The organism is Marinobacter psychrophilus (assembly GCF_001043175.1).
Taxonomy (GTDB): domain Bacteria; phylum Pseudomonadota; class Gammaproteobacteria; order Pseudomonadales; family Oleiphilaceae; genus Marinobacter; species Marinobacter psychrophilus.
The window spans coordinates 2,614,191-2,638,547 of record NZ_CP011494.1 but is presented as its reverse complement, the minus strand read 5'-3'; the positions used below and the strand labels follow the sequence as shown (position 1 = coordinate 2,638,547).

21 protein-coding genes and 2 pseudogenes are annotated in these 24,357 nt (G+C 47.9%); 19 read left to right on the top strand and 4 right to left on the bottom strand.

All coding sequences use genetic code 11. From position 1 onward, the window contains the following. Positions 1–54: 54 nt before the first annotated feature. The 3 genes from pheT (at position 55) to ABA45_RS11845 (ending at position 3,184) form a co-directional block, all read left to right on the top strand. The gene (gene pheT, locus ABA45_RS11855; RefSeq protein WP_048386359.1) at positions 55–2,439 is read left to right on the top strand and encodes a phenylalanine--tRNA ligase subunit beta; all 2,385 of its coding nucleotides are present in this window, start codon (positions 55–57) and stop codon (positions 2,437–2,439) included. Positions 2,440–2,442: 3 nt separating this feature from the next. After that, positions 2,443–2,745, top strand: coding sequence for an integration host factor subunit alpha (gene ihfA, locus ABA45_RS11850; RefSeq protein WP_048386357.1), 303 nt, complete (start codon positions 2,443–2,445; stop codon positions 2,743–2,745). Positions 2,746–2,833: 88 nt separating this feature from the next. After that, on the top strand, positions 2,834–3,184 hold the full coding sequence (locus tag ABA45_RS11845) for a MerR family transcriptional regulator (protein WP_048386355.1): 351 nt from the start codon (positions 2,834–2,836) through the stop codon (positions 3,182–3,184). Between the two features lie 23 nt (positions 3,185–3,207). On the opposite strand, the gene ABA45_RS11840 is transcribed toward ABA45_RS11845, so the two are convergent. Then, positions 3,208–3,507: a HigA family addiction module antitoxin gene (locus ABA45_RS11840; RefSeq protein WP_198146967.1), complete on the bottom strand. Its 300-nt coding sequence runs from the start codon at positions 3,505–3,507 to the stop codon at positions 3,208–3,210. Between the two features lie 39 nt (positions 3,508–3,546). Continuing rightward, the gene (locus ABA45_RS11835) at positions 3,547–4,191 is read right to left on the bottom strand and encodes a transposase (RefSeq protein ID WP_048386353.1); all 645 of its coding nucleotides are present in this window, start codon (positions 4,189–4,191) and stop codon (positions 3,547–3,549) included. Between the two features lie 360 nt (positions 4,192–4,551). Between ABA45_RS11835 and ABA45_RS11830 the strand changes: the two genes are divergently transcribed. The 9 genes from ABA45_RS11830 (at position 4,552) to ABA45_RS11785 (ending at position 16,224) form a co-directional block, all read left to right on the top strand. Next, a complete protein-coding gene (locus ABA45_RS11830; protein ID WP_048386351.1) occupies positions 4,552–6,042 on the top strand; it encodes a capsule assembly Wzi family protein in 1,491 nt (496 codons plus the stop codon). Positions 6,043–6,098: 56 nt separating this feature from the next. Next, a complete protein-coding gene (locus tag ABA45_RS11825; RefSeq protein WP_048386349.1) occupies positions 6,099–8,696 on the top strand; it encodes an SLBB domain-containing protein in 2,598 nt (865 codons plus the stop codon). Continuing rightward, complete coding sequence (locus ABA45_RS11820) at positions 8,696–9,631, top strand: Wzz/FepE/Etk N-terminal domain-containing protein (protein WP_048386347.1); 936 nt, start codon at positions 8,696–8,698, stop codon at positions 9,629–9,631. The genes ABA45_RS11825 and ABA45_RS11820 overlap by 1 nt, the downstream gene beginning before the upstream one ends. 133 nt (positions 9,632–9,764) lie before the next feature. Further along, complete coding sequence (locus tag ABA45_RS11815) at positions 9,765–10,547, top strand: Wzz/FepE/Etk N-terminal domain-containing protein (RefSeq protein WP_048386345.1); 783 nt, start codon at positions 9,765–9,767, stop codon at positions 10,545–10,547. A 346-nt stretch (positions 10,548–10,893) separates the two neighbouring features. Further along, positions 10,894–12,690 carry an ABC transporter ATP-binding protein gene (locus ABA45_RS11805; protein ID WP_048386341.1) on the top strand — a complete coding sequence of 599 codons (1,797 nt, stop codon included), beginning with the start codon at positions 10,894–10,896 and terminating at the stop codon, positions 12,688–12,690. Positions 12,691–13,081: 391 nt separating this feature from the next. Continuing rightward, positions 13,082–13,288, top strand: coding sequence for a glycosyltransferase (locus ABA45_RS19795; protein WP_157035549.1), 207 nt, complete (start codon positions 13,082–13,084; stop codon positions 13,286–13,288). A gap of 862 nt (positions 13,289–14,150) precedes the next feature. Continuing rightward, positions 14,151–14,633 (top strand): polysaccharide pyruvyl transferase family protein, encoded by a 483-nt coding sequence (locus ABA45_RS11795; RefSeq protein ID WP_048386337.1) that lies wholly within the window; start codon positions 14,151–14,153, stop codon positions 14,631–14,633. After that, a complete protein-coding gene (locus tag ABA45_RS19085; protein WP_198146965.1) occupies positions 14,627–15,139 on the top strand; it encodes a hypothetical protein in 513 nt (170 codons plus the stop codon). The genes ABA45_RS11795 and ABA45_RS19085 overlap by 7 nt, the downstream gene beginning before the upstream one ends. 11 nt (positions 15,140–15,150) lie before the next feature. Continuing rightward, positions 15,151–16,224, top strand: a complete 1,074-nt coding sequence (locus ABA45_RS11785; RefSeq protein ID WP_157035548.1) for a polysialyltransferase family glycosyltransferase — start codon at positions 15,151–15,153, stop codon at positions 16,222–16,224. Positions 16,225–16,342: 118 nt separating this feature from the next. Here ABA45_RS11785 and ABA45_RS11780 read toward each other — a convergent pair whose 3' ends face one another. Both ABA45_RS11780 and ABA45_RS11775 read right to left on the bottom strand, forming a co-directional pair. Beyond that, a complete protein-coding gene (locus tag ABA45_RS11780; protein ID WP_406564634.1) occupies positions 16,343–16,684 on the bottom strand; it encodes a transposase in 342 nt (113 codons plus the stop codon). A 2-nt stretch (positions 16,685–16,686) separates the two neighbouring features. Further along, the gene (locus tag ABA45_RS11775) at positions 16,687–17,259 is read right to left on the bottom strand and encodes an IS1595 family transposase (RefSeq protein WP_048386331.1); all 573 of its coding nucleotides are present in this window, start codon (positions 17,257–17,259) and stop codon (positions 16,687–16,689) included. A gap of 74 nt (positions 17,260–17,333) precedes the next feature. Between ABA45_RS11775 and ABA45_RS18610 the strand changes: the two are divergent. The 7 genes and pseudogenes from ABA45_RS18610 to wecC all read left to right on the top strand — a co-directional run bounded on the left by ABA45_RS18610 (position 17,334) and on the right by wecC (position 24,351). Further along, a pseudogene (locus ABA45_RS18610) lies at positions 17,334–18,832 on the top strand (IS3 family transposase). A 121-nt stretch (positions 18,833–18,953) separates the two neighbouring features. Continuing rightward, positions 18,954–19,490 carry an integrase core domain-containing protein gene (locus ABA45_RS18605; protein WP_227506023.1) on the top strand — a complete coding sequence of 179 codons (537 nt, stop codon included), beginning with the start codon at positions 18,954–18,956 and terminating at the stop codon, positions 19,488–19,490. A 41-nt stretch (positions 19,491–19,531) separates the two neighbouring features. Next, positions 19,532–19,636, top strand: a pseudogene (locus ABA45_RS19870) (IS30 family transposase); the annotation flags it as partial. Positions 19,637–19,705: 69 nt separating this feature from the next. Then, positions 19,706–20,710, top strand: coding sequence for a hypothetical protein (locus ABA45_RS11755; RefSeq protein WP_048386325.1), 1,005 nt, complete (start codon positions 19,706–19,708; stop codon positions 20,708–20,710). A 688-nt stretch (positions 20,711–21,398) separates the two neighbouring features. After that, entirely contained in the window at positions 21,399–22,232 is an 834-nt protein-coding gene (locus tag ABA45_RS11750) for a glycosyltransferase (protein ID WP_157035547.1), read from the top strand. 269 nt (positions 22,233–22,501) lie between these two features. Continuing rightward, complete coding sequence (locus ABA45_RS18600; protein ID WP_084708333.1) at positions 22,502–23,101, top strand: glycosyltransferase family A protein; 600 nt, start codon at positions 22,502–22,504, stop codon at positions 23,099–23,101. Between the two features lie 47 nt (positions 23,102–23,148). Further along, positions 23,149–24,351, top strand: a complete 1,203-nt coding sequence (wecC, locus tag ABA45_RS11740; protein WP_048386320.1) for a UDP-N-acetyl-D-mannosamine dehydrogenase — start codon at positions 23,149–23,151, stop codon at positions 24,349–24,351. Positions 24,352–24,357: the final 6 nt, after the last annotated feature.

The window sequence follows — 24,357 nt, the reverse complement described above, 5'->3', positions numbered from 1 at the left end:
ACGGCACGGCATTTCAGTCAACAGGCGATACCGCAACAGATTAAGGCGATTACCATGAAATTCAGTGAACAGTGGCTGCGCGAATGGGTTAACCCGGCTCTGGACTCCCAGCAGTTGATGGACCAAATCACCATGGCTGGCCTGGAAGTCGACGGCTTCGAATCGGTGGCGGGCAAATTTACCGGCATAATCGTTGGCGAAGTCCTCAGCGTAGACGCTCACCCAGATGCAGACAAACTGCGAGTGTGCCAGGTCAGCAACGGCAGCACCCAGGTGCAAGTGGTCTGCGGCGCTCCTAATGTGCGTGCCGGCATCAAAGTACCCTTCGCCGAACTGGGCGCTGTATTGCCCGGCGATTTCAAAATTAAAAAAGCCAAACTCCGCGGTCAGTCCTCTGTCGGCATGCTGTGTTCGGGCGCCGAACTGGGTCTGTCTGATGACCACGATGGCATCTTGGAGTTGCCGGCCGACGCCCCTGTGGGCACGTCTTTTGCCGATTACCTGCAATTGAACGACATTGCTATCGATGTAGATCTAACCCCAAACCGCGCTGACTGCCTCTCCATCAAAGGCCTGGCCCGGGAAGTAGGCGTACTTAACAGCCTGCCGCTGAACGCGCCTTCTATCCGGAAGGTAGCCGCCACCCACAGCGAAGTGCCCGATGTGCGCGTAGAAGCCCCCTCCGGCTGCCCGCGCTACTTGGGCCGCATTCTGCGCAATGTGGACTTAACCGCGAAAAGCCCACTGTGGTTGAAGGAAAAACTGCGTCGCTCCGGCATCCGTTCGATAGACGCTGCAGTAGACGTCACCAACTACATTCTGCTGGAGCAAGGCCAGCCCATGCACGCTTTTGATCGCGCCGAAATCGACGGTGGCATTGTGGTGCGCATGGCCAAGCCTGAAGAAAAGCTGGTACTTCTGGACGGTCAGGAAGTCACTCTCACCGAACAGACTCTGGTAATAGCAGACCACAGCAAACCCATCGCCATTGCCGGCGTAATGGGTGGCGAACACTCCGGTGTTAGCCCGAAAACCCGTGACCTGGTGCTGGAATCGGCCTATTTCGACCCGATCACCCTGGCTGGAAAAGCTCGTCATTACGGATTGCACACAGATGCCAGTCACCGTTTTGAGCGTGGCGTAGACTACAACCTGGCCCGCGACGCCATGGAACGCGCCACCGGGCTGTTGATCAGTATCGTCGGCGGTGAGCCCGGTGAGATTGTAGACGTCACCAGCACCGAACATCTGCCAACGCCGATCTCCATCGTATTGCGCGAAAAGCGCCTGGCCGACGTACTGGGCTTGGCCATCGCAAACGCCAAAGTGGAAGATATCCTTACCCGCCTGGGCCTGGCGGTAGAAGAGCGGTTAGACAACGGCTGGAAAGTCAGCGCTCCCAGCTTCCGCCCGGACATTACCATCGAAGAAGACCTGATCGAAGAAGTAGGGCGCATCTACGGCTATAATAACTTGCCGGTCACCGAACCCACAGGTTCACTGGGCTTGCGTCCCAAGGCCGAAGACACCCGCCCGCTGAGCGCCATCTGTAACTATTTTGTCGCCAATGGTTACCAGGAAGCCATTACCTATAGCTTCGTGGACCCGAAAGTGCAGGAACAGTTAGATCCGCAGAACGAAGGCATCGCTTTGGCCAATCCGATCTCTGCAGAGCTGTCCGTCATGCGCACTACCCTGTGGAGCGGCCTGCTAAAAACCGTGGTCCACAACCAGAACCGGCAGCAGCCACGCATTCGCCTGTTTGAAAGTGGCCTGCGGTTTGTGAAAGATGGCGAACGCATTCTTCAGCAGCCCATGCTGGCAGGCGTCGTCACCGGCAACCAAAATCCTGAAAACTGGGTAAACGGTCGCAGAAATACCGACTTCTTTGATGTAAAAGGAGAATTGGAAAGTCTGTTCCGCTTGCTAGGCATTACAGTTGAGTTTCGCGCTGGAAAACACCCGGCGTTGCACCCCGGTCAGACCGCCGAATTGCTGCGTGACGGGCAGCCAGTAGGGTGGTTGGGCACCTTGCACCCGCAGGTGCAGAAAAATATGGAACTTAATGGCACAGTTATAATGTTTGAGCTATTCTTGAACCCAATCGTTACCGGTTATGTGCCTAATTTCAAAGATGTTTCAAAATTCCCAGAAGTTCGTCGAGATTTGGCTATTATTATCGGAAGCGACGTGAAATTTGCGGACGTCGAGCGTGTGGCAACATCCCACGCCGGCGAGCACCTAAACGCACTGCGTGCATTCGATGTATACCAGGGCGAAAGCCTCGGTAAAGGTGAGAGCGAAGGCAATCTTAGCTTGGCACTCAGCTTGTTCTGGCAACACCCGCAACGCACACTGACCGAAGACGAAGTGCACGGGCTGTTTAACGGCGTAATAGAAGCCCTGAAAGCTGAACTGGGGGCAACACTAAGGAGTTAACGGATGGCGGCTTTGACAAAAGCGGAAATGGCCGAGCGCCTATACGACGAACTTGGCCTGAACAAACGTGAAGCCAAGGAAATGGTAGAGGCCTTTTTCGACGAAGTTCGCGGCGCACTCAGCCATAACGAACAGGTGAAATTGTCAGGATTCGGCAATTTTGACCTGCGCGACAAAAAAGAGCGCCCCGGCCGCAATCCAAAAACCGGTGAAGAAATTCCCATCTGCGCCCGCCGTGTGGTCACCTTCCGCCCCGGCCAGAAACTCAAGGCAAAAGTCGAAGCCTACGTTGAACCTAAGCAATAACCGGACTTTACAGATGGGGATGGACTTCAAGTGGGGACAGACTTGAAGTCCATCCCTAGTACAGCCAGATTGGAATCGGGCAATAAGTATGTTGGAACCCAGCAATAACAACGAACTGCCGGTCATTCCGGGCAAACGCTATTTCGCCATTGGCGAGGTAGCAGAGCTGTGCGCTGTAAAAGCTCACGTATTGCGCTACTGGGAACAGGAATTCCCCCAATTGTCCCCGGTAAAGCGCCGCGGCAATCGCCGCTACTATCAACGCGCCGACGTCATCACCATCCGCCAGATCCGTAGCTTATTGTACGATCAGGGCTACACCATCGGCGGCGCGAAGCAGCAACTGTCCAGCGTGGAAGCGAAAGACGATATTTCCCAGTATAAGCAATTGATACGGCAGATGATTCGGGAGCTGGAAGAGGTGCTGGCTGTTTTATAAATTGGGGTCAGACCCCAAAATGATCACGCCGCATGAGGCTGAACCTCCCGCGCCACTTGCTCCGCCTTGTTGATCTGTGCCTTGCGAAGCTCATACTCAGTTTGCAAATTTAGCCAGAAGCGCTCACTGGTTCCGAAGTAACGGGCAAGACGCATCGCCGTGTCTGCTGTGATACCTCGGTTTTCTCGGACAATTTCATTCATCCGGGTTGTCGGAACATGCAGTGCCTTGGAAAGTGCATTCACGCTCATTTCCAGTGGCTCTAGATACTCTTCCCGAAGTATTTCCCCGGGGTGGATGGGGCGCATACCGTTAGAAGTCATGGCGTATTCTCCTTAGTGAAAGTGGGGTCAGACCCCAGCTCAGCGAAACCGGGCGGCCATACGCGCTTGGAACTCCTCCGACCCCAGCGCCTTCCCGGACATCGCCGCATAGTGAATCTGATCCGCCATGCCCTCAGGCGCAGGGCTGGCAACAAACGACCGGTAACTCATGAAGCGCTTGTCGGGATCTGGCTGAAAATTCAGGTAACACTCGTGCGGTGTGTGCAGTTTGGAGTGCATGCCATAAGCGTGGCAGTTGTAACTGGACCATTGATAGTCGCCGGCATAAGCCACCAGCCCTGCCTTCACCGGATTCAGCTCGATATAGCGCTGGCGCTGCAAAAAATACTGCTTGGTATCCACCAGGCAAGATTTGAATCGACCGTCCCACAGAGTCCTGGAGCGCTCATGCTTGTGGTTGTAATAATGGGCATAGTTCTGGCCCACGGCCTTCATGAGGTCAGAGAGTGCGGTGTCAGAGTTCGGCGTAACCAGTAGGTGTGTGTGATTGTTCATCAGCACCCAGGCGTGAACATCTACCTCGAACTTGCGCTGGTAGCGCGAAAGATACATGGCGTAAGTGGCTCGATCGGCCAAATCCTGAAAACAAATCTGCTGGTTATTGCCCTGCTGAATCACATGCTGGGGCATCCCGGTCGGACAAATCCGTAGTCGGCGGGGCATTTCACATTCCTTGTGAAGTTATTTTTAGTCCTGATAATCTGCCTCAGCTGATCAAAAAATTCAAGCTGGGGTCAGACACAAAGAAGCGGAGCTCTTTCCGGTAGACGCCGAACTCCCATGGTGCCGGCGATTTCTCAGCTGAATTGGGGTCTGAGTTGGGGTCTGACCCCAAGGTATTTCACGTAACATTACAATTCTTAACGCTTTTTTACGTTGACAAGCTTGCTAACCACTTGCGTATATTTCTTTGACGCGTATCATCCTTCGCTCTCCGGCGCTTGCGCCAAAATCGGTCAGGGATGGCTCGGTTTCTCTCCTTATAAAGCCAGTTGTATCCCTGCATTGAAAAACATGAAGCTCATGACCTTAAAACACTTAGCCCTGGTATGTGGGGCGGTAGCGTGCCTGAACACGATTTCTGCAGCGGCGGCGCCGTGGATAGAGCCAGGTGATGCCCGGGCCCGATTCGCAATACAAAAACTGGCAGATCAAGGGCAATTTAATCGCCCGGTGACCAGCTGGCCCATCATGTGGGCATCTGTAGACAGCGCCTTGGCCGAATCTACTGGTAAAAGCTCCGAGGCAACGGGCCTGGCTCGCGCATATCTTGAGTTTGAGCAGGAACAGCAAGCATCCACAGGAATTCGCACACAGTTTGAACTATCGGCAACCAACGAAGTGGCCATGGTGCAGGGGTTTGAACGCGGTCCTATGGCGCAAGGGGCAGCGACGCTGAATGTGCAGTGGCAAGGGGAGCGATTCGCGCTGGGCTTAAGCCCTACGTATGCGCTCAATCCAGACGATGACGAAAACGCTCGTTTCGATGGGTCCTATTTAGCCGCAACCGCCGGTAACTGGGTGTTTGGTGCAGGCGCCATCGACAGATGGTGGGGGCCGGGCTGGCAGTCCAGCCTGATTTTCTCTAACAACGCCCGGCCCACGCCCTCAGTGTGGTTCAATCGTAAAAACCCGTCCGCGCCTGAAACCTCTTGGCTAAGCTGGATTGGCCCGTGGCAGCTCACGGTTCTGGCCGGTCAATACGAAAAACAACGCGCCGTACCTGAAGCCAAGCTGATTGGTATGCGCTTGAACCTGCGCCCGCTGGACGGCCTGGAAGTCGGCTTTTCCCGCGCCATCATGTTTGGTGGCGAAGGCCGGCCCGAAGGCCCCTCTACCGTCTGGAATTCGCTGATCGGTAAAGACAACGGCCAGCTGGAAGAGAACGACCCGGGTAATCAACTTGCCGGCATAGACGCTCGTTATGGCTTTGCCCTGGGCCGTCAGGCTATGGGCCTGTACGGCCAGATGATGGGCGAAGACGAAGCTGGCGCCTTCCCGGCGCGCAAATCCTGGCTATTGGGTAGCGACTGGACCACACAATTATTCAACGGCGACCAGCAGTGGTTTGTCGAGTATGCCAACACCCTGGCCGATGACTTTCTGGGCGACGCCCGACCTAACATCACCTACGATCATTCCCGTTATAACAGTGGCTATCGCTACTATGGCCGCACCCTAGGCGCCAGCTTCAGCGGCGATGCCGAAGCGATCACATTAGGTGGCTTCCACTTCTTCGACGACGGCCGCAACCTGTCGGCCAGCTTGAGCTTTGTCGAATTTAACAAAGATGGAATAAGCCGAACGCCGGTCATTAATGAAAATATCAAGCTGATGGTTCCCGCAGAAAACGCCAAACAAGTGATCGCAAAAGTTGGCTATGGCACCGAATTGCTCAATGGCTGGCTAGACCTAAGCGCCCAGTTCGCCGATAAAAAACTCCAGCTGGTCAACCCTGCTGAAAATGAAAGCGGGCAATGGTCTGTTGGCGCAAGCTGGCGCTACCGGTTCTAACGTCTTTTCTAGCACATAAAACGTCAAGTTTTTTTAACACTCACCGGATACCCTTTGTGAACCTAAAGCGTCTTTTACTCTCGTTATCCCTGGTGTCGCTATTAGCACCATTGTGTGTTTCCGCGCAATCCATATCAGCTGCGCAAATGCAGCAATTCAAGTCATTGCCAAAAGCGCAGCAAGAAGCTCTCGCGCGGCAATACGGTGTGGATCTCGATCAGGTTCAAGGCCCTTCGGGCTCCAATGGATCGACAGTTCGCCAAGCGATATCGGTTGTTGAACCGCTCCAAAGCGATAACACGGAAAACGGAGGCGATCGTAAACCAACAAAAGAAGAGCAGGCGTTCGCCGAAAAGAACAACGGCCTACAGCCCTTTGGCTACGAACTGTTCGAAGGCAAGCCCAGCACCTTTGCGCCGATTACGGAAGTGCCCGTGCCCACCAACTACACACTAGGGCCTGGCGATGAACTAAAAGTGCAGCTTTGGGGCCAGGATAACCGCCAGTGGTCTCTCACGGTTTCTCGCGATGGCACCATTGACATACCAGAGCATGGGCCTATTAACGTGGCAGGGCTGAGCTTTCAGCAGGCGCGTGATGAAATTAGCAGGCTGGTGTCTGAACAGTACATCGGCGTAAAAGCCGTCGTGTCGCTGGGCGAGTTGCGTAGCGTACGCGTGTTTGTGTTAGGTGAAGCCCGCACGCCTGGTTCGTTCAGTGTCAGCTCGTTGTCTACCATTATAACCGCTCTGTATGTGTCGGGCGGCATTCGTCATACCGGTTCGCTGCGTAATATTCAGCTGAAGCGCAATGGCAAAGTTGTTCACACCCTCGATCTTTACGAGCTTCTGTTGAAAGGCGACACTAGCGGCGATGCACGCCTGCAAGCGGGCGACGCTATTTTCATCCCCGCCGTCGGGCCGCGAGTGGGTATAGACGGTGAAGTATACCGGCCAGCACTGTATGAACTTGATGGCGCCACCAGCTTGCAAGATCTGGTTAATCTCGCCGGAGGCTTAACGGCTCAGGCCTACCCGCAAATTACGCGCATAGAACGAACAAATCCGGAGTTCTTGCGAATCATCGCGGAAGCAGACCTGACCAAAGCGACGGGTAAACAGGCGCGAGTGAAAGCCGGTGACAGGGTGTCTGTGGCATCCATTGCAAACGTAACCGGCCAATACATTGAGATCTCCGGCGCAGCAACGCGCACAGGCAAGTTTGCCTGGGTTCCGGGCATGCGTGTGAGCTCCGTAATACGCAATTTGGACGCAGACCTATTGCCGATGGCAGACATCAACTTCGCTGCCATAGTCAGAACCAACCCGGATACTCAGCAAATTTCCGTACTAAGCCTGCAGCTCAAAAATGCAGTAAGCAATCTCGGTGGACCAGCCGATCTGGTCATGCATGAAAAGGATCAGTTACTGCTGTTTGCGGACGAAAGTAAGGGGGACTTCGAGCAGAGCTTTCTAGAAAAGCCTGAAATGGGCAATGGAAGCGATGTGGCGCGAAACAGATCTGGTGAATTGGCACGAAACCGAACTGATGAACAAACAGACCCACAGCGTTTTAGTCGCGATGCGTTATTCAATCCCGTGGTAAAACTCTTAAAAGCCCAAGCCACACCGCAAGCGCCGCAGCAAACAATGATCATTAGCGGCCCGGTACGATACCCCGGCGAGTACCCGCTACCTGCCACCGGAAAAGTAAAAGACGCCATCGTAATGGCCGGTGGTTTAAAAGATTCTGCCCTAATGCTGGGAGCAGAACTGGCCCGCCGCATACTCAATGCAGATGGCGTGGAGCAAACCCGCCTTCAAACCGTAGATCTGGCTGACGCCATGAACGGCCAGGGAAACGTGGCTCTGCAAAGCCGTGACCGCCTGATGGTCAAATCCATACCGCTGTTTGGTGCTACGCACACCATCTCGCTTGAAGGCGAAGTGGTCTACCCGGGCGAATACACCTTCAGCGACGGCGAGACTTTAAGCGCGGTGCTTCAGCGTGCCGGCGGGCTTACCAACAACGCCTTTCCCCGTGGTTCTGTATTCACACGTGAAAAATTACGCCAATTAGAAGCACAGCGCCTGCGCGAGGCAGAACAGCGCCTGCAGGGCGACCTTCTGGGTGTGCAGCTAGAGGGAGATAGCTTTGGCGGCCAGAACGCTCAACGCGTGGATGAAGTAAAAGGCCTTCTTGACGATGTACAAAGCAGTCGCCCCGTTGGCCGCATGGTCATCGATTTGCAGGCCGTATTGTCAAACAGCGATTACCAGTCTATCCGCCTGCAAGACGGCGACTCGCTAACTGTACCCACCATTCCGCAAGCCGTCAGCGTATTCGGCGAAGTTCAGTTTCCCACCAGCCATCTGCACCTAGCCGGATTAACAGTAGACGACTATCTGGAACGTTCCGGCGGCCCAACCCGCCAAGCGGACGAAAACCGTGTTTACGTGGTCAAAGCCGATGGTTCGGTCATGCTGCCTGAAAAAAGCGCCTGGTTTGGTGGTCGCAGTCAGCAGTTGCACCCGGGTGATACCGTTATCATGCCTATTGATGTAGACCGCCTGAACCAGCTGGAGCTGTGGACCAACGTCAGCCAGGTTGTGTATCAGATGGCTCTGGGCGCTGCTGCAGTGGGGAATCTGTAATGAATCAATATGCACACATTGAGCAACCCGCTCAGTACGCCGATGACGAAATAGACCTGCGCCAGTTGTTCGCAACGCTGTGGGCCGGAAAATGGCTGATCATCGCCTTTACCATAGTGTTTGCAGCTGGTGGTGTAGCTTTTGCGTTATCGAAGCCAGACATTTACCAAGCTAATGTTTTAGTGGCGCCCGCCAACGAAGGGGGCGGAGCAAAAGGTCTGAGCGGTCAACTCGGTGGCCTTGCCAGCCTTGCAGGTATCAACTTGGGTTCGGGCGGCTCCAATCAAACCGCCATCGCCAAGGAAGTGCTGCAATCCCGGGCTTTTCTGAGCAACTTTATCCGCAAACACGAATTAGCAGTTCCGCTTAAAGCGGCGATTGGCTGGGACATGAAAAGCCAGCAGTGGCGTTACGACCGCGAACTCTATAACCCAGACACTGGCGAATGGCAGCTAAATGACGATGGCGAAAGCAAAGCGCCTACCGACTGGGACTTGGTAAAAGCATTCAGAGAAAACCATTTGAGCGTGAGCGAAAGTAAAGACACAGGAATGCTCACCCTCAGTATCAAAAGCCTGTCGCCGACTGCGGCAAAAGAGTGGGCAACCCAACTCATCGCCGACATCAACGAGCACATGCGCCGGGAAGATGTGGGCACTTCAGAGGCTCGCATAACCTACCTGGAAAGCAAACTCAGCGAAACCAACATCGCCGGTATGCAGCAAGTGTTTTATCAACTGATCGAAAGCGAAACCCGCACCGTCATGCTGGCCAACGCCCAACCGGAATACGTGTTTAAAACCGTAGACCCAGCCGTTGCCCCGCAAGAGAAAAGTGAACCAAAACGGGCATTAATCGCTGTTTTGGCGGTGATGCTAGGTGGCATGCTGGGCGTGTTCGTTGTGTTTGTACGCGCCTTTATAAAGAAAGATTGAAAAACGCTAATTTCTTGTAGCAGAAACGGCAAGCCAAACCCTGTAGTATAGGCATCTTTTACCTCTATGCTGATCACCATCGGCAGGGCGGTAGCGTGCCCAAGCGCGAAAAGCAGCTACAGGGAATAGTGGAATGGAAGAGAGACGTAATCAACCGATAAACACGTATCAACCTGATTATTCAGACGAAATCAGCTTGGTTGATTTGGCCGCAACGTTTATCCGCAGGCGCAGGGTGTTTTATGCGGTGTTTCTGTTATGTACGCTAGGCGGCCTGGCTTATGCTTTGCTCACACCCGAAAAGTTCGATTACGTCAGCCTTGTGCAGCTAGCGGAAAAAGACAGCAAAACGTTAATTCAGACACCGGAAACTGTTATCGCGACCCTTGAAGCGCGCTGGCTGCCCGAACAGCAAGTGCTGTATTACGCCGAAAACGAAAGCAAACTACCATTTGGCGTGTCGTTTCAAAATACGAAAGACACCGCGCTGATTCGTTTTACAACCGGTACTACTGCCAGGCAGAAACAGCTCGTTGAAAAGGTTCACGCTGCATTGATTGACAAGCTGAGCCAGCATCAGGAAAAGCTGGTGAAAAGTGAGCAAGCCAGCATCAATCGGCAAATCGAATCATTAAACGCCGTCATTGCCTCTATGATGGCGCAGGCAAGCGGTGACGGAACAGCACTTCCTACCGCAATTCAGGAAAAATCAGAACTTGAGAGTGCATTGCAAAGCCTGGGTAACTTAGAAGTCATTGTTAGCGCCCGTCAAAGTATTCAAGAAACCGGACCGAAGCGAAGCCTTATTGTCGCATTGGCCGTGGTTTTGGGTCTGATGCTGGGTATTTTTGCCGCGTTTATGGCCGAGTTTGGTGCGAGTTTGAAAAAACAGTTGGCGGTTACTGACGGCCGGTGAAGCTTCATATACATTCAGTCAAATAAAAGCAAAGTCTTAGGCTACGAATGATTAAATGATAAGAGGCTCTTATCGGTTTTAGAAAACCTTTAAAAAACAGTGTTTTAGGTTTTCATATTTCCGTCTTTGTAAAATCCATTTCCAAAATTTCTCAGTTGTTTGCGGGTAGAATCTGTTTCCAGCTTTGGAAACCCAATAGGGCCTATTTCCAACATTGCAAAAGCGTTTTCCACGGAAAGTGACCGATTGCGACCAATCGTGGGTTTCCAGCTTACAAATGGCTTTTTCCAAGTTTGAAAAGCCAAGCTCCTGAGCTAGACCAAGTCCCCGAACACAAAAGGCCAAAATGTTCAGCCAACTAAAAGAACTCTACTCCCTACTCACCAAAGAGCAGCGCAAAAAACTCCTGCGCCTGCAATTCCTGGTGGTGCTGATGTCCTTCGCCGAGATCGCCGGCGTGGTCTCCATTGGCCCATTCATGGCACTGGTAGGGGACATCTCACAACTTGAAGGCGAAAGCTTCCTTGCAGGCGTATACCGCGCCACCGGCCTGGAAAACCCGCGCGACTTCCTGTTCTGGCTGGGCATTGGCGTTTTGGTCGTACTCACGGTAGCCGCCTGCATCTCCATGTTCACCATCTGGCGCCTCTCCATGTACGGTGCCAGAGTGGGGGCCGAACTGGGCAATCGCCTGTTCAAACACTACATGCACCAGCCGTGGCTTTTTCACGCCAGTGGCAGCAGCAGCCAGCTGACTAACCGCATTGCACAGGAAACCCAACGAATTACCGGCCAAATAATCAACCCGCTGATGCAAATGAATGCCAAGCTGGTAATGGCCTTGTTCATGGCACTGGCGATCTTTTTGTACAACCCTGTGGTGGCAATCTCCGGCCTGGTGATATTCGCAGGCGCTTATGCACTGCTTTACAAAACAGTACGTCGCCGCCTAATGCGAAATAGCCGCCACATCAGTGAAGCCCAACAAATGCGTTTCAAACTCATGGGCGAAGGTTTCGGGGGTATCAAAGACGCCCTGCTTTTGGGCCGGCAAAAAGACTTCACAGACCGCTTCCAAACTGCTTGCGAAAAGTTCGCCACCGCACAAGGCACCAACATGGTTTTGGCCCAAGCGCCACGATACGCAATGGAGCTTATCGCCTTCGGCAGTGTTATCTTTCTAGTGCTGTATTTACTGGCGGCTCTTGAAGGCAACCTTGGCGCCATACTTCCCGTGCTTTCAGTCTATGCCCTGGCTGGTTTCAAGCTACTGCCGGCCTTCCAACAGATTTACACAGGGCTTTCAAATATCAGGGGAAACCTCTCCGCCTTTGACTCGGTAAGGGACGACCTAAGAGCCAGCATCTTCGAAACAGCGAAAACCGCAACCCCCACAACCAAACGCCTAACCCCCAAAAAGAGCGTCCGACTAAACAACATAGTCTTCAGCTACCCGGGCAAAGAAGAACCCGCACTGAGAAACCTGGACATCACCATACCGGCCAATGGCGTTATTGGCCTGGTAGGGGCGTCCGGCTCCGGCAAATCCACCGCAATCGATTTGCTGCTCGGCCTTATAGAACCGCAACAAGGTAACCTCCTGATTGATGGCCAGCCGCTGACCAAAGACAACGTAAGAGCTTGGCAAAACTCTGTGGGCTTTGTGCCCCAGTCCATTTTCCTGGCAGACAGCTCCATCCGTGAAAACATCGCCTTCGGCTTGCCACCGGAAGCCGTAGACGAGGAGAAAGTAAACCGTGCCGCCACTATGGCGCATCTGGACGAACTGCTGGCTGAGCTGCCCCACGGGCTAGATACAAGGGTGGGCGAGCGGGGCGTGCAGCTCTCTGGCGGACAAAAGCAGCGCATAGGCATTGCCCGGGCTCTCTACCACGATGCAGACGTACTGGTGTTGGATGAAGCCACCAGCGCCCTGGACGGTATTACCGAAAAGCTAATAATGGACGCGATCCACGACTTCTCAGGCAAGAAAACCATCATCATGATTGCCCACCGCCTTGCAACCGTTCGCCAATGTGACGCCATCTACCTAATGGGTCACGGTCGAATTACCGATCAGGGCACATACAACGAGCTAGACTCAAGAAACACGATTTTCCGACGAATGGCCGAACATGGCTAATTGATCTAGGATAAAAAAGTAGCCAGCTTAACTTCTATGAAAAATTAGAGGAATCGCAAATTTTTGTCGGCACAAGTTAACATCCGCAAAAAGTGAAAAATTCCGTAATTGTTCGTTCTATACCGGTGCTGTTTTTCCTGTATTTTCTGTATTGCGAAAATCCGTACCAATTATCTTGAAAAAACACCTTTTTACCCAGCTGCTCTCGCGGGCTTAGTTTGTTCATCAGTTCTACCAAGATCTCGCGGAGTGTTTTGCGCTTTTTGGTCTGTTAATCAGTTGTGGAGAAGATGATCTGATCCATGGTGGAAAAGATCCAAAGAGTTGACGATTCGAGACTTATCAAGAGTCTCCTTAGTTAAATTTACTAGAAATCTAGTGAGTTTCTCGAATGGCCAATAGTGAGCTTGCGATATGTATATTTTCTTATAATCAAGGCAACCGTTTGGGCAAGTGCATCGACTCATTCGTTAATATGGCTCCAAATTGTAATTTATATATTTTTGATGACGATAGCTCTGATGAAGAAACTATTAAAGTTCTACAAAAAAATAAACATGTTGTGAAAGATATTTTTTTTCCAGTTCTCTTTCGATAAAAGGAAATAGCCAATTTCACGGAAATTTATATAGCAATATGCAGTTCTTTCGATTACTGCATTAAAAATGGCTACAGATACATGTTCTTTGTGCAGGACGATATGCAGATAGTCAGGCCACTAAGTTATAACGTATTATCGGAGTATGGGCGTATATTTGAACGTGATGATAAAATTTTACAAATTGATCCCAGATTTATTAGGAAAGAGGTTAGACCAGAAGTTAATCTAGTAAGCGTCTATGAATTCTCAAGAAATGATTATCGCGGTTCACATGCTGACGTTGGAATTATAAAGGTTGATTTTCTGAAATAAATAAATTGGAAATTCTTGAGTTCAGAAAAAGAGAATAAAATTCAATTAAAGAGTTTTGGGTTTCGACGAGTTTTTCCTTACACACCTATTGTTATGCATGTTCCATTTCCCAAGATTTACCGGAAGAAAATTCAGCGGTTTTCTCTAATTAACAATGGAGTTCCATCCTACCACTAGCTGAGTCAGGCTGATTGTGAATACATGGACTCTAGAAAACTTGAGGACATTCTTTATTATAAAAAAATACTGAAGTCAATAGGTATGAATATCTTTCAGAAAATCTTTTATAAGTTTTCTGAAGATCGCAGAATTTTTTAAAAAAAACTATTGTTTTAATTAGTTTTATTTTATAAATATTATTTGAATGGCCTAAATAGTGCCTAAAGTAAAGCCTGCGATGTCGTTCAAAAGCATAACACAATATTATTTTTTGGTTTTGAAGCTTAGCGTTATATTTTTCATATTGAGCCTGCTGCATTATAAAATAGCGGTTGTGACCTGCGGTAGTCACTTTAAATTAGTGGTATGACAAGTGGAAGAGTTTAGTATGAGTTTTAAAGTGGCGGTAATAAACGATACTAGCGTAACCATGCATTATGGTTGTGAAAGAGTCATGAAAAACCTCAGAAAACTGCTCACTAGCATCGGAATGGACGTAAGTTTTTTATGGCCAGTTGGGGAAAAGCTAACGGATAATGACCTTCCCACTTCGTTAGATTTGATTATCGTTAACGGCGAAGGAACGCTACACCACGATGCTGATCGCGAAAGGGTTGGTTGGTTATTAGAAGTCCCAATGCTGGCAAAGAAGAGAAATTGCCCGGCGGTTCTCATAAACGCGACTATTTATAAAAATAGCGATAGCTTTTACGAAAACATTAAATGCTTCGATAGTATTTGGTGTCGCGACACTTATAGCCAAGACCTCCTCCGATCAAAAGGGGTAAATTCAAAATATTGTCCAGATTTAACCATGATTTACGAGCTCAAGCCCTGTCACAATAAAATGTTTAGAAAAAAATATTGTTAACTGATAGTGTAAACCCTAGTTTAAGTAAAAGTATTCAGCAGCTATGCGTCCGTTCTCAAAATGTAGGCTATATTAAAATTGGACTAACAAGAAAACCAAACGTTCATGATACGAAAAGTGTTATTAGATTCATATATAGATTTTTCTGGTATCTTTTTTCACGTATAAAGTTAAAAAGCCACATTTTTCCGAAGGCGTTGGAAAGGTCCGAAGCTCTGGTAACTGGTCGCTACCATGCTGTTGCCTATGCAATTTTACTCAAAAAGAAGTTTCTGGCAATTGAATCAAATACACCTAAGATTACGTTCCTTCTTAACGATGTAGGTTTTGATAATTCTCGTATTATTGAGATAAAGGAAGATGCTAAAGAACTTCCTTTTATCCCAGATTTTACCAAGGAAGAAATTGAGAAGTTGGATAATTTTTTAATTATGGCTAAAAAATGCCGAGAAAATCTGGAAAAAGATCTCTTGGCTGTTGTTTATAAAAATTCGGCTTATGTCTAAGTTGCTAATTTATGAAAAGTTTGTTTCTTGCTGAGTCGCCATTACAACTAATTTCTGCAGCTGCAGCCCGAAAAAGATTTGGGGAGAGCTGTGATGATGTTCTAGTAATAAAATATGGTGATTCTAGTAGATCTGTAAATAATCAACATTTACGACAAGTTGAGAAATTATTTAGTGACGTAAAAATAATTAGGTTATATTCTTCTAAGAATAGAGTCTTAACGAGCTTAAAAGAAATGTTTCTGTACATTAGAATGTTGAGCATTCGAGGTGTGCCTAATATTTTTATTGGCGAATTTCGCTCAGTGTGGATGCATCGCTGTTTAGAGATCTTAAACTCAAAACATGCATATCTTCTTGATGATGGGATCATCATAGTGGATATCTTTAATCAATATCTGTCAAAGGGCATTTATAAGCCAAATTTTAAAATTTCTAGATATAATGTTCTTAACTTATTGTATGGTTTCCTTTGTTTTGCGACAGGCAGTGCAAAGGGCGTGCCATATAGATTAACTATGTGTACTGCGTTTCCTTTTGAGAAGCTTGGGTGCTCTGAGCAGCTGTTTATCAAGAATGACTACACTAGTAGCCTTTTTTCTGGTGAATTCAAGGATGATGATAGCGTATTTTATTACTTTGGAACAAAATATAGTGAAGCCGGCTATTTTTCAATGGAAGTTGAGATTCTCTTTTTAAATCGCGTCTTTGACTATCTACGAAAAAAAGGCTTTAAAATTGTTTACGTCGCACATCGTGATGATGCTAAAAATAAATTAGATTTAATAGAATCTGTAGGGGTAGAAGTTCAACGGTTTGATTGTCCCGCCGAACTCCATTTTTTTCGAAAAGGTTCTGCACCTAAATATATCGGCGGAGCCTTTTCTACGGCTGTAATAAATATAAAGTTGATATTTAATTCCGAGTTCGTTGTTTTTTTTAAGCTTCCGATATCTGATGTTTCACGTAATAAGATAGATCAAGTAATTGATGTTTACGATTTTTATAATCGGATTGGTTTTGATGTGATTGATTTGTGGGAAGATGATCCAGTGAAGGTTAGGGAAGGTCTGAATAACCGCTGATTTTTGTCGATCTTGGTTTTAGCCGGCAAAAAATCGAAGATTCAGACATTATTTTCCCGTTATTTGTGTGTTTTTTGCCTGTTTCCCGCCATTTTGGCGGAAAACAGGCGCACTGGCCCTACGCCAGCATGTATTTTTCACCAATAAGCAGGTTGCTGAACACTGCCAGCAAATGCAGCCGGTTGTTGTTTTTGGCCAAGCCGCGATAGCGCACTTTGTTGCAGCCGAAGACCTGCTTGATGTACCGGAACGGATGCTCGACCTTGGCGCGAACACTGGCTTTGATTTTCTCGGCTTTCAGCTTGTCGGCATCCAGCTTCTTCCGGGTACCTGGCCGTTTGGCAATGAACCAGGAGACGTTCTCGCGGTGCTTATACTCATCCCGCTTTTGAATGCCAAGGTAACCGGCGTCCCCGAAGACTCGTTGCTCTTTACCGTGCAAAAGCTTATCGGTGGGCACGGCTATGTTCGTATTAAATGTTGAAAACTGTCTGCCTTCACAAAATCCGCCATAAAATTAGCAGGTTGACTTATTTTTGATGAATGCTTATCGAACCATCGGAACCAGCCAAGATAGTGAGGTAGATATTCGGTGGCGACACCGTGAAAACGTTGAATCCAGCCCTTGAGCCGCAGATGGTAGTTGTTCACTCCTTGAATGTGGAAGACTGACGCTTTGACTCTTTCGCCAGCGCTGGCATTGAGCACCTTGTGCTTGAGATGGTGCTTTCGGGTCAACGTTTCAAAGGTCAGATGAGCATCTATATAGAGAACGATATCTCGGCTTAATAGGGGTAGCAGGTGCTGCTCGACATTTTTCAGGGTGAAGTGCTTGAGAACAAAGTCGGCCTCACCTGCGCTGCGGTCGCGAGCCACCAGAACAGGCACCGACTTGGCGCCTTTTTTGTTGTCGTTGCCACGTTTGCGAACAGGCCGTTTAGCAATTTTACGCTGGCCTTTGAATGATTCGCGGAACATTGTTTGATCCGCTTCTACGATACCTGTAAGTACAGGAGTATTAAGGTAATCCGCCAGTTTAAGGAAGCCGTTATTCCGAGGAACGTAAAGCGGCCGTGTTGAAGAAGTTATTACCTCTGTAGAACCGCAGTGTGTTGCAGGTGGCGGCAGAGGAAGGGATATCGGATGTGACTCTGTATAGTTGGTTAAAACAGTGTCGACAACAAGGAAGGCCTGTGCCGGGTTATCGTAATGCTGGAGACGATGGGTCTCCCGAAGCCAAGTTGGCCGTCGTGATCGAAACGGCGTCTATGTCCGAAGCTGAACTGGGTGCGTATTGCCGCCAGAAAGGCCTGTATCCAGAGCAGGTGCAGCGCTGGAAAGGGGCCGGCCTCCACGGTACTGGTCTTCAAGAAGGGCAAGAGAAAACCGCTCAGAAACAGCAGCGCGATGCCCGTAAAACCATCAAGAAGTTGAAGGCGGAAGTTCGCCGTAAAGACCGGGTTCTGGCAGAAACGACCTCGTTGTTGGTGCTGTCAAAAAAGCTCGAAGCCTTGTACGGCGAGGACCCGGACAGCGAGGACAACTGACACCGCTGACCGAACGTACAAGGCTTTTAAACGACTATGACGAAGCTGTTGCCAGTGGCGCGGCGCGGTACAAGGCAGCCGATTTGATGGAGCTGAGCCAGCGCACGTTGAAGCGCTGGCGATGCGCTAACGGCACTGTGGCAGAGGACCAGCGCCCGCAAGCGGAGCGCGTTGTACAGCCACACCAGCTCACTCACGCTGAAGAAGCGGCCATCCTGGACACCTGCAATGAACGGGAGTATCAGAGCTTGCCACCGTCCCAGATCGTGCCTCGACTGGCTGACAAAGGACTTTACTTTGCGTCTGAGTCCTCGTTCTACCGAGTGCTCAAAAAGCACCAGCAATTAAATCATCGGGGCCGCATGAAACCACCGCGCAAAGTCCCTGAGCATACCAGCTTTACGGCCACTGGCCCGAACCAGGTGTGGAGCTGGGACATCAGTTATTGCCCCTCAGAGGTGCGCGGCCAGCACTGGTATCTGTACCTGATCATGGACATCTACAGCTGCAAAATCGTGGCTTGGGAAATCCACGAAGCAGAGTCCGGCGAGCTTGCCAAAAAGCTCATAGATCGAGCTCTGTTGCGCGAGAGATGTTGGCAAAACCCACCGGTGCTGCATTCAGATAATAGCGCGCCGATAACGTCCTACACGCTGAAAGCGCGGCTGTCAGAACTGGGTATGTTGATGTCTCACAGCCGACCCAGAGTGAGCAACGATAATCCGTACTCAGAGTCGTTGTTCAAAACGCTGAAGTACTGCCCGAAGTGGCCTGCCAAAGGCTTTAGATCACTAACAGCGGTGCGTGAATGGATGCTGTTGTTCGAGCAGGCCTATAACGAGGAGCATCTGCACAGCGGCATCAACTTTGTGACGCCAGCACAACGGCACCAAGGTGTTGATGCGGAGCTGCTAGCCAAACGTGAAGCGGTGTATGAACGAGCAAAGAGTCTGAATCCCAGGCGTTGGTCTGGTGATACTCGAAACTGGGACGTCGCCGGAGCCGTATCGCTCAACCCTGGAAAATTGCAGGAAATTGAGCGCAATAAGCAGGCTGCCTAAGTGCAGCTATTTGAACAACTAGGTTGCAAATCACCGCTATCTCAAAACGACCGTCCGGGGTCGATTTTTTTATTTGTACTTCATGCTTGGCATCTACAGTCGCAAAATCGTGGGAGCTGGAGTGTCCGATGCGGAAAACGCGGGCAACAGTGAAATTGTGCTGCGCAAAGCGCTACTCCGGCAAGGCTGCGTGAACAAGTCCCCGGTGGTGCATTCTGACAACGGCAGCGCCATGAAAGGCGGCACGTTACCGGCCACGTTCGAGCAGCTGAGCGTGACACCGCCCTTCAGTCGGTCACGTGTGTCTAACGACAACGCCTACATCGAATCGCTGTTCGGCACCACTAAACAGTGCCCGGAATACCCGCCAGAAGGCTTTGAGAGCCTTGAGCTGGCGCGTGACTGGGTGATGAAGTTCATAACCTGGTATAACGAAGAGCACCGTCACAGCGCGATCCGCTATGTGACGCCGGCAGACCGTCATGAAGGTAAGGATGCTGACATACTGGCAGGGCGCAAAATGACGCTACTCAGGGCCAAAGCAAAGAACCCTGGCCGTTGGTCAACCGATGTCCGTAACTGTGAACCAATCGGACCCGTGTGGCTGAATCCACTACCAGAAGAGCAACATGTTAAAGAGCAATGCGTGGCTCATTAGAGCCTAAATAAATCAGGTGCCAACTACCTTGACAGACGACGAAGCTCAACACTCGTCCTCGAAAGCGGCTAGGCTTCAAACCACCGCTGGAAGTGTTTATGGATCTGATCAACCGTACCCAGGAAGTGCCATCAGGCGTTCATTAAACCGAGTGTTGCACTTGGGGTTGGAGACCGCCCTCCTTAAATACGAAGAATATATATGGTTTTAGTTGAATGAAACACTACTACGATTTTTTTCTAAAAATTTGCCTATTTTTTGTTCCATTATCTGTGTCGGTTTTTGGTGCAAAGTGGCACTATTTATTTTTGATCCTTTCAATTTTTTTGTGGGTAATTTCAAGGTTGGTTCAGCCTTTTATCTACTTGTCATATTACTTCAAAATATACATTTTCTTATTTTTTACTCCGATAATTTTGTCATTAGCTTTTGGATTGCCAGTAGGCACTTTTTATAACTTTAATTTTTTCGATTATACTACTTATTTCTATGAAATTATCGGAAGACTTTCAAGTTATATATTAATTTTGTTTTTTTGTTTGATTTTCTCAGAGACTGTTTTTTGTGGCTCTTCACGCGGACACGAGATAGAAAAAACTAAAAATTTGTTGTTTTACTACTGGTTAGGTCTTTTTCTATTTATATCTTTTTGTTATTGGCAAATTGCTTCTGAATATTTTGGTTTGGTTAATTTTCCTTTCGAGACCAGAAGCCATATTCATTCTTTATCAATTAGCCCTGATTCATTTTTTGGTTTTCGAGTTACTGGTATTGCTAGGGAGCCTAGTTATTTAACACCGTTGCTGATAGATTTTATTTTGATAAGTCTTTTTGTGATTGAAGGCTTTAAAAAAATATTAGTGTGCTTTTTTTACGCCCTTATACCGTTACTTTTAACATTCTCACTGGGAGGGTATTTTAATCTCTTTATTATTTTGTTTTCAGCGATATCATTCTACACAATTATCTCGATACTGAGCCTTAAGATTAATTCTTATGCGCTACTATCTATCCTCTGTATTTTTTTAGGACTTGTTTTCTTTACTGCGAAGTTGATTAGCCTTGGTGGGGCTGACTTAATTTTTGGAAGATTTTCTGGTGCTTTCGATATAAGCAAAGGAGCTCGCTTGTATATGTGGGTAATGCCTTTTGTCTGGTTGACGACCTACTCAATAATTAATGTTTTTTTGGGTTTGGCCCAAAGAGTTTCTCTATATTAGGTGGGCGTTATAATTTGCCGAATGGCGAACATGTTCATATTACGTCGAATAATATATTTTCTGATTATGTTTGGGAGCTTGGTTTAGTAGGGCTCCTCTCAATAACTTTTCTCTTTAGCTTTTTACTTTTTCGATCATTGAGAATCAAAATGACTCAACTAGATTGGGTTTCAAGTCTTCTTGCCTTGCACTTAATCGTGTCATCTGTATATCGAGCCGACTATAGTTCAGTGAGATTTCATCTAATAGTTTTACTGATCATCACGATATTCTATTTTCGTAAAAATAACCGAATAAATTTTTAAGTTTCTGAAAGAAGTTTGATAATGTGTTTTTCAAGTTTCTAATGATCGTCTGATGAGTTTTAATTTTGCGCGTTGAGGGGGCTGGGTTTGAGTAAAAGTGTTCTTTTAATAAATACATCATTCTATCCCTCCATTGGTGGTGTAGAAAACTCTTTGAGAGGCATCGCTGAATCGTTGATTATGTCCGGTTATGACGTAACTATTGTAACTGGAAATCAATCAAATTCTGTAAGTGGGCATTTAGCGAGACATGAGTTAATCTTTGGTGCAAACGTTCTAAGGTTTCAGTCCAACGGGTTTTTTCGGCGAATGATTTCCTGTTACCAACTTTGTAGAGAATTGAAAAATAAAAAGATTATGAATTAGTCATATCACGAAGTAATTTGACAACACTCTGTTCTAAATTGGCGGGTTTTAAAAATATAGTTTATTTGGCTCCAGCGGTATATCGCTTTCAAGATTCTCCACAAAATAAAGGGAAGAGTGGTCTCTATTTTTTGAAGTATTCTATTAATTGCTTTCTTGAAACTGCCTCGCTACTTTCTTTAAAAAAAGTTTTTGTTTTTAGTACGACAATGGCTGAGCAAATTAACTCTATAAAGCCTTCTTTGAAGATCATTAAAGTCTTTCCTGGTGTTGATACGAATCGATTTTTTCCAGTGGGAAAAAATCAAAAGGAAGAGCTAAGAAAAATTCTTGGTATGCCAAGTCAAAAAAAAGTTATGCTGTGTATAGGGCGTCTAGAAAAAATAAAAGGTTTTGATTTGGCGATTAAAACGATAGGTTGCCTGTCGGACGAATATCACTTGGTCATAGTCGGCGAAGGAAGTCAAAAGTCCTATTTGAAGAATCTGGCAACAGACATGAATGTCGACTATAAGGTCCAGTTTGAGCGTTTTACAAAAAAACCCGAGGATTACTATCAAGCATCAGATTATTTTCTGATGACCTCTACTTATGAGCCTCTAGGTCAGGTTATATTAGAAGCATTAGCATCAGGTATAAACGTTGTGGCTCCCAAGTCAACTGATAGTATCAAAACTGCAACTAGTGAAATTGCCGAGCGGTTGAACGCTCCAATACTTCTCTGTGAAACTTATGATCCAATTGCTTTGGCTCAGCTAATTGAGATTAATTCAGATTCACCAGGCCCCAATTTTTCAAAGTGTCAGCTTAGCTGGATGAGTTTGTATGATGATTTAAAACGAAATTTATGACTTTGATTCGTTTCCGATAGACTATTTGTGAGCATAATTTGAGTGTTATTTATGATAGAGGGTAGGGTATCTGAGGTTGCCGTTTTAATTCCGACTCATGCTCCTGGAAGCTACCTTGAGAAATGCCTGAAGTCGATAAATGAACAAAGTTTAGATAAAAGTAAGTTTCTTGTGTATGTCGCTTTAAATGGAGAAGAAAGTCCATATAGAGAGTATGTTGAAAATTTGCTTCAAGACTTTTTTTTTAATTATGTTTTTTTTACTTGGATATGCCTGGCGTTTCTAACGCTAGAAACTTTCTTATTGAAAATTCTTCAGAGTCGTATATTTGTTTTGTTGACGATGACGATGTTTTGAGTTCAAATTTTATTGAGTCGTTGTTGTCTGTCTCCAGTGAAAGTGTGATCGGAATAACAGACGTTCAATTTTTTAAAAATAATGCCAACCATAGCCAGAAAAACTATATTGGCAATTCCTATAGTAATTTGAGTAGTGTGGAGTCCTCAAAGTTCAAAGCTAGGAAATATTTCTCATCGCCATGTGCCAAAATGATTAGTCGAAAAATGATTGGCAACACGAGGTTTGATATTAATCTTTCGAAAGGTGAGGATGCACTTTTCATGACACAACTTTCTCCTCGTGTTCATCATGTTCGTAAGGCAGAGCCTGAGGCCTGTTACTATGTTTACTTGCGTCTTGGGTCAGCCACACGTAGTAAGATTTCTAAAATTTCTGAGATAAAGCGTATTTTTTATGTGTTGAAACAATATTCACGACTATTAGGGGATCAGCGCTATGAGAAAAAGTTTTTGGCAACAAGGATTTTAGCCACTTTATCGCATTTGAAAAAGTTATTTTCGCTTAATTAGTAATAGGGTGGCCGCCACTTGATTCCTTTAATTTTTGGACGACTTAAATGCTTTTAGATATCAAGATTTGCGTGCTTGGCTTGGGATATATTGGTTTACCATCGGCAGCATTATTGGCTAATCGTGGTTATCAGGTTCAAGGTGTAGACGTAGCACCAGAAGTTGTGGAAACAATTAATCAAGGTAACATTCATATTGTTGAACCAGATCTTGATTCCTTCGTCCACTCAGCAGTCAACTCGGGACGTTTAAAAGCATCGCTTGAACCCGAAGCTGCTGATATTTTTATCGTTGCGGTTCCCACTCCGTTCCATGAAGGGTTTGTGCCAAATATTGACTATGTACTGAATGCAACCCGTTCAATTGCCTCCGTTATAAAAGCCGGTGATCTAGTGATTCTGGAATCTACCAGCCCTGTTGGCACTACGGAGAAGGTCGCAGAAACCTTACGTGAGTGTGGCGTTGAAACTGATGCGATTCATATCGCCCATTGTCCGGAGCGAGTGCTGCCGGGCCACATCATGCGGGAGCTGGTGGAGAATGATCGCATCGTTGGCGGTATTACCTCCGAAGCCAGTGAAAAAGTGGCAGCGTTTTACCGCACCTTTGTAACCGGCGAGGTGCTAGTGGCTGACGCTCGTACGGCTGAAATGGCAAAGTTAACAGAAAACAGTTTCCGCGATGTGAACATTGCCTTTGCCAATGAGCTGTCGTTGCTGAGTGATAAGTTTGGTATTGATGTTTGGGAACTGATTCGTCTGGCCAATCGTCATCCGCGAGTGAATATTCTTCAGCCGAGCACCGGGGTTGGCGGTCACTGTATCGCCGTTGATCCGTGGTTCATCGTGCATGAAGGTGGCGACGATGCGCGCTTGATTCGCACCGCGCGAGAGGTGAATACCCGTAAAACCGAGTGGGTGGTTGAAAAGATCAAGGCGAGAGTTGCTGATTTCCGCGAAGAACATGGGCGTGTCCCGGTAGTGGCCTGTATGGGGTTGGCGTTCAAGCCGAATATTGACGACCTTCGTGAATCACCTGCGCTTTGGGTGTTTCAACAGTTGGTTGCCGGCGATATCCAGCCTTTGGCGGTAGAGCCGAATCTGGAGAAGCATGCGAGCATTAGCTTGACCGCCTGGCAAGATGCTGCGGCTAGTGCAGACATCGTCGTATATATGGTTGCCCACAGAGAGTTTCAAAAGCTGAAAGTGAAGGGCGATGTAATGGACTTCTGCGGAGTGGTCCAGGCGTGAAGGTTT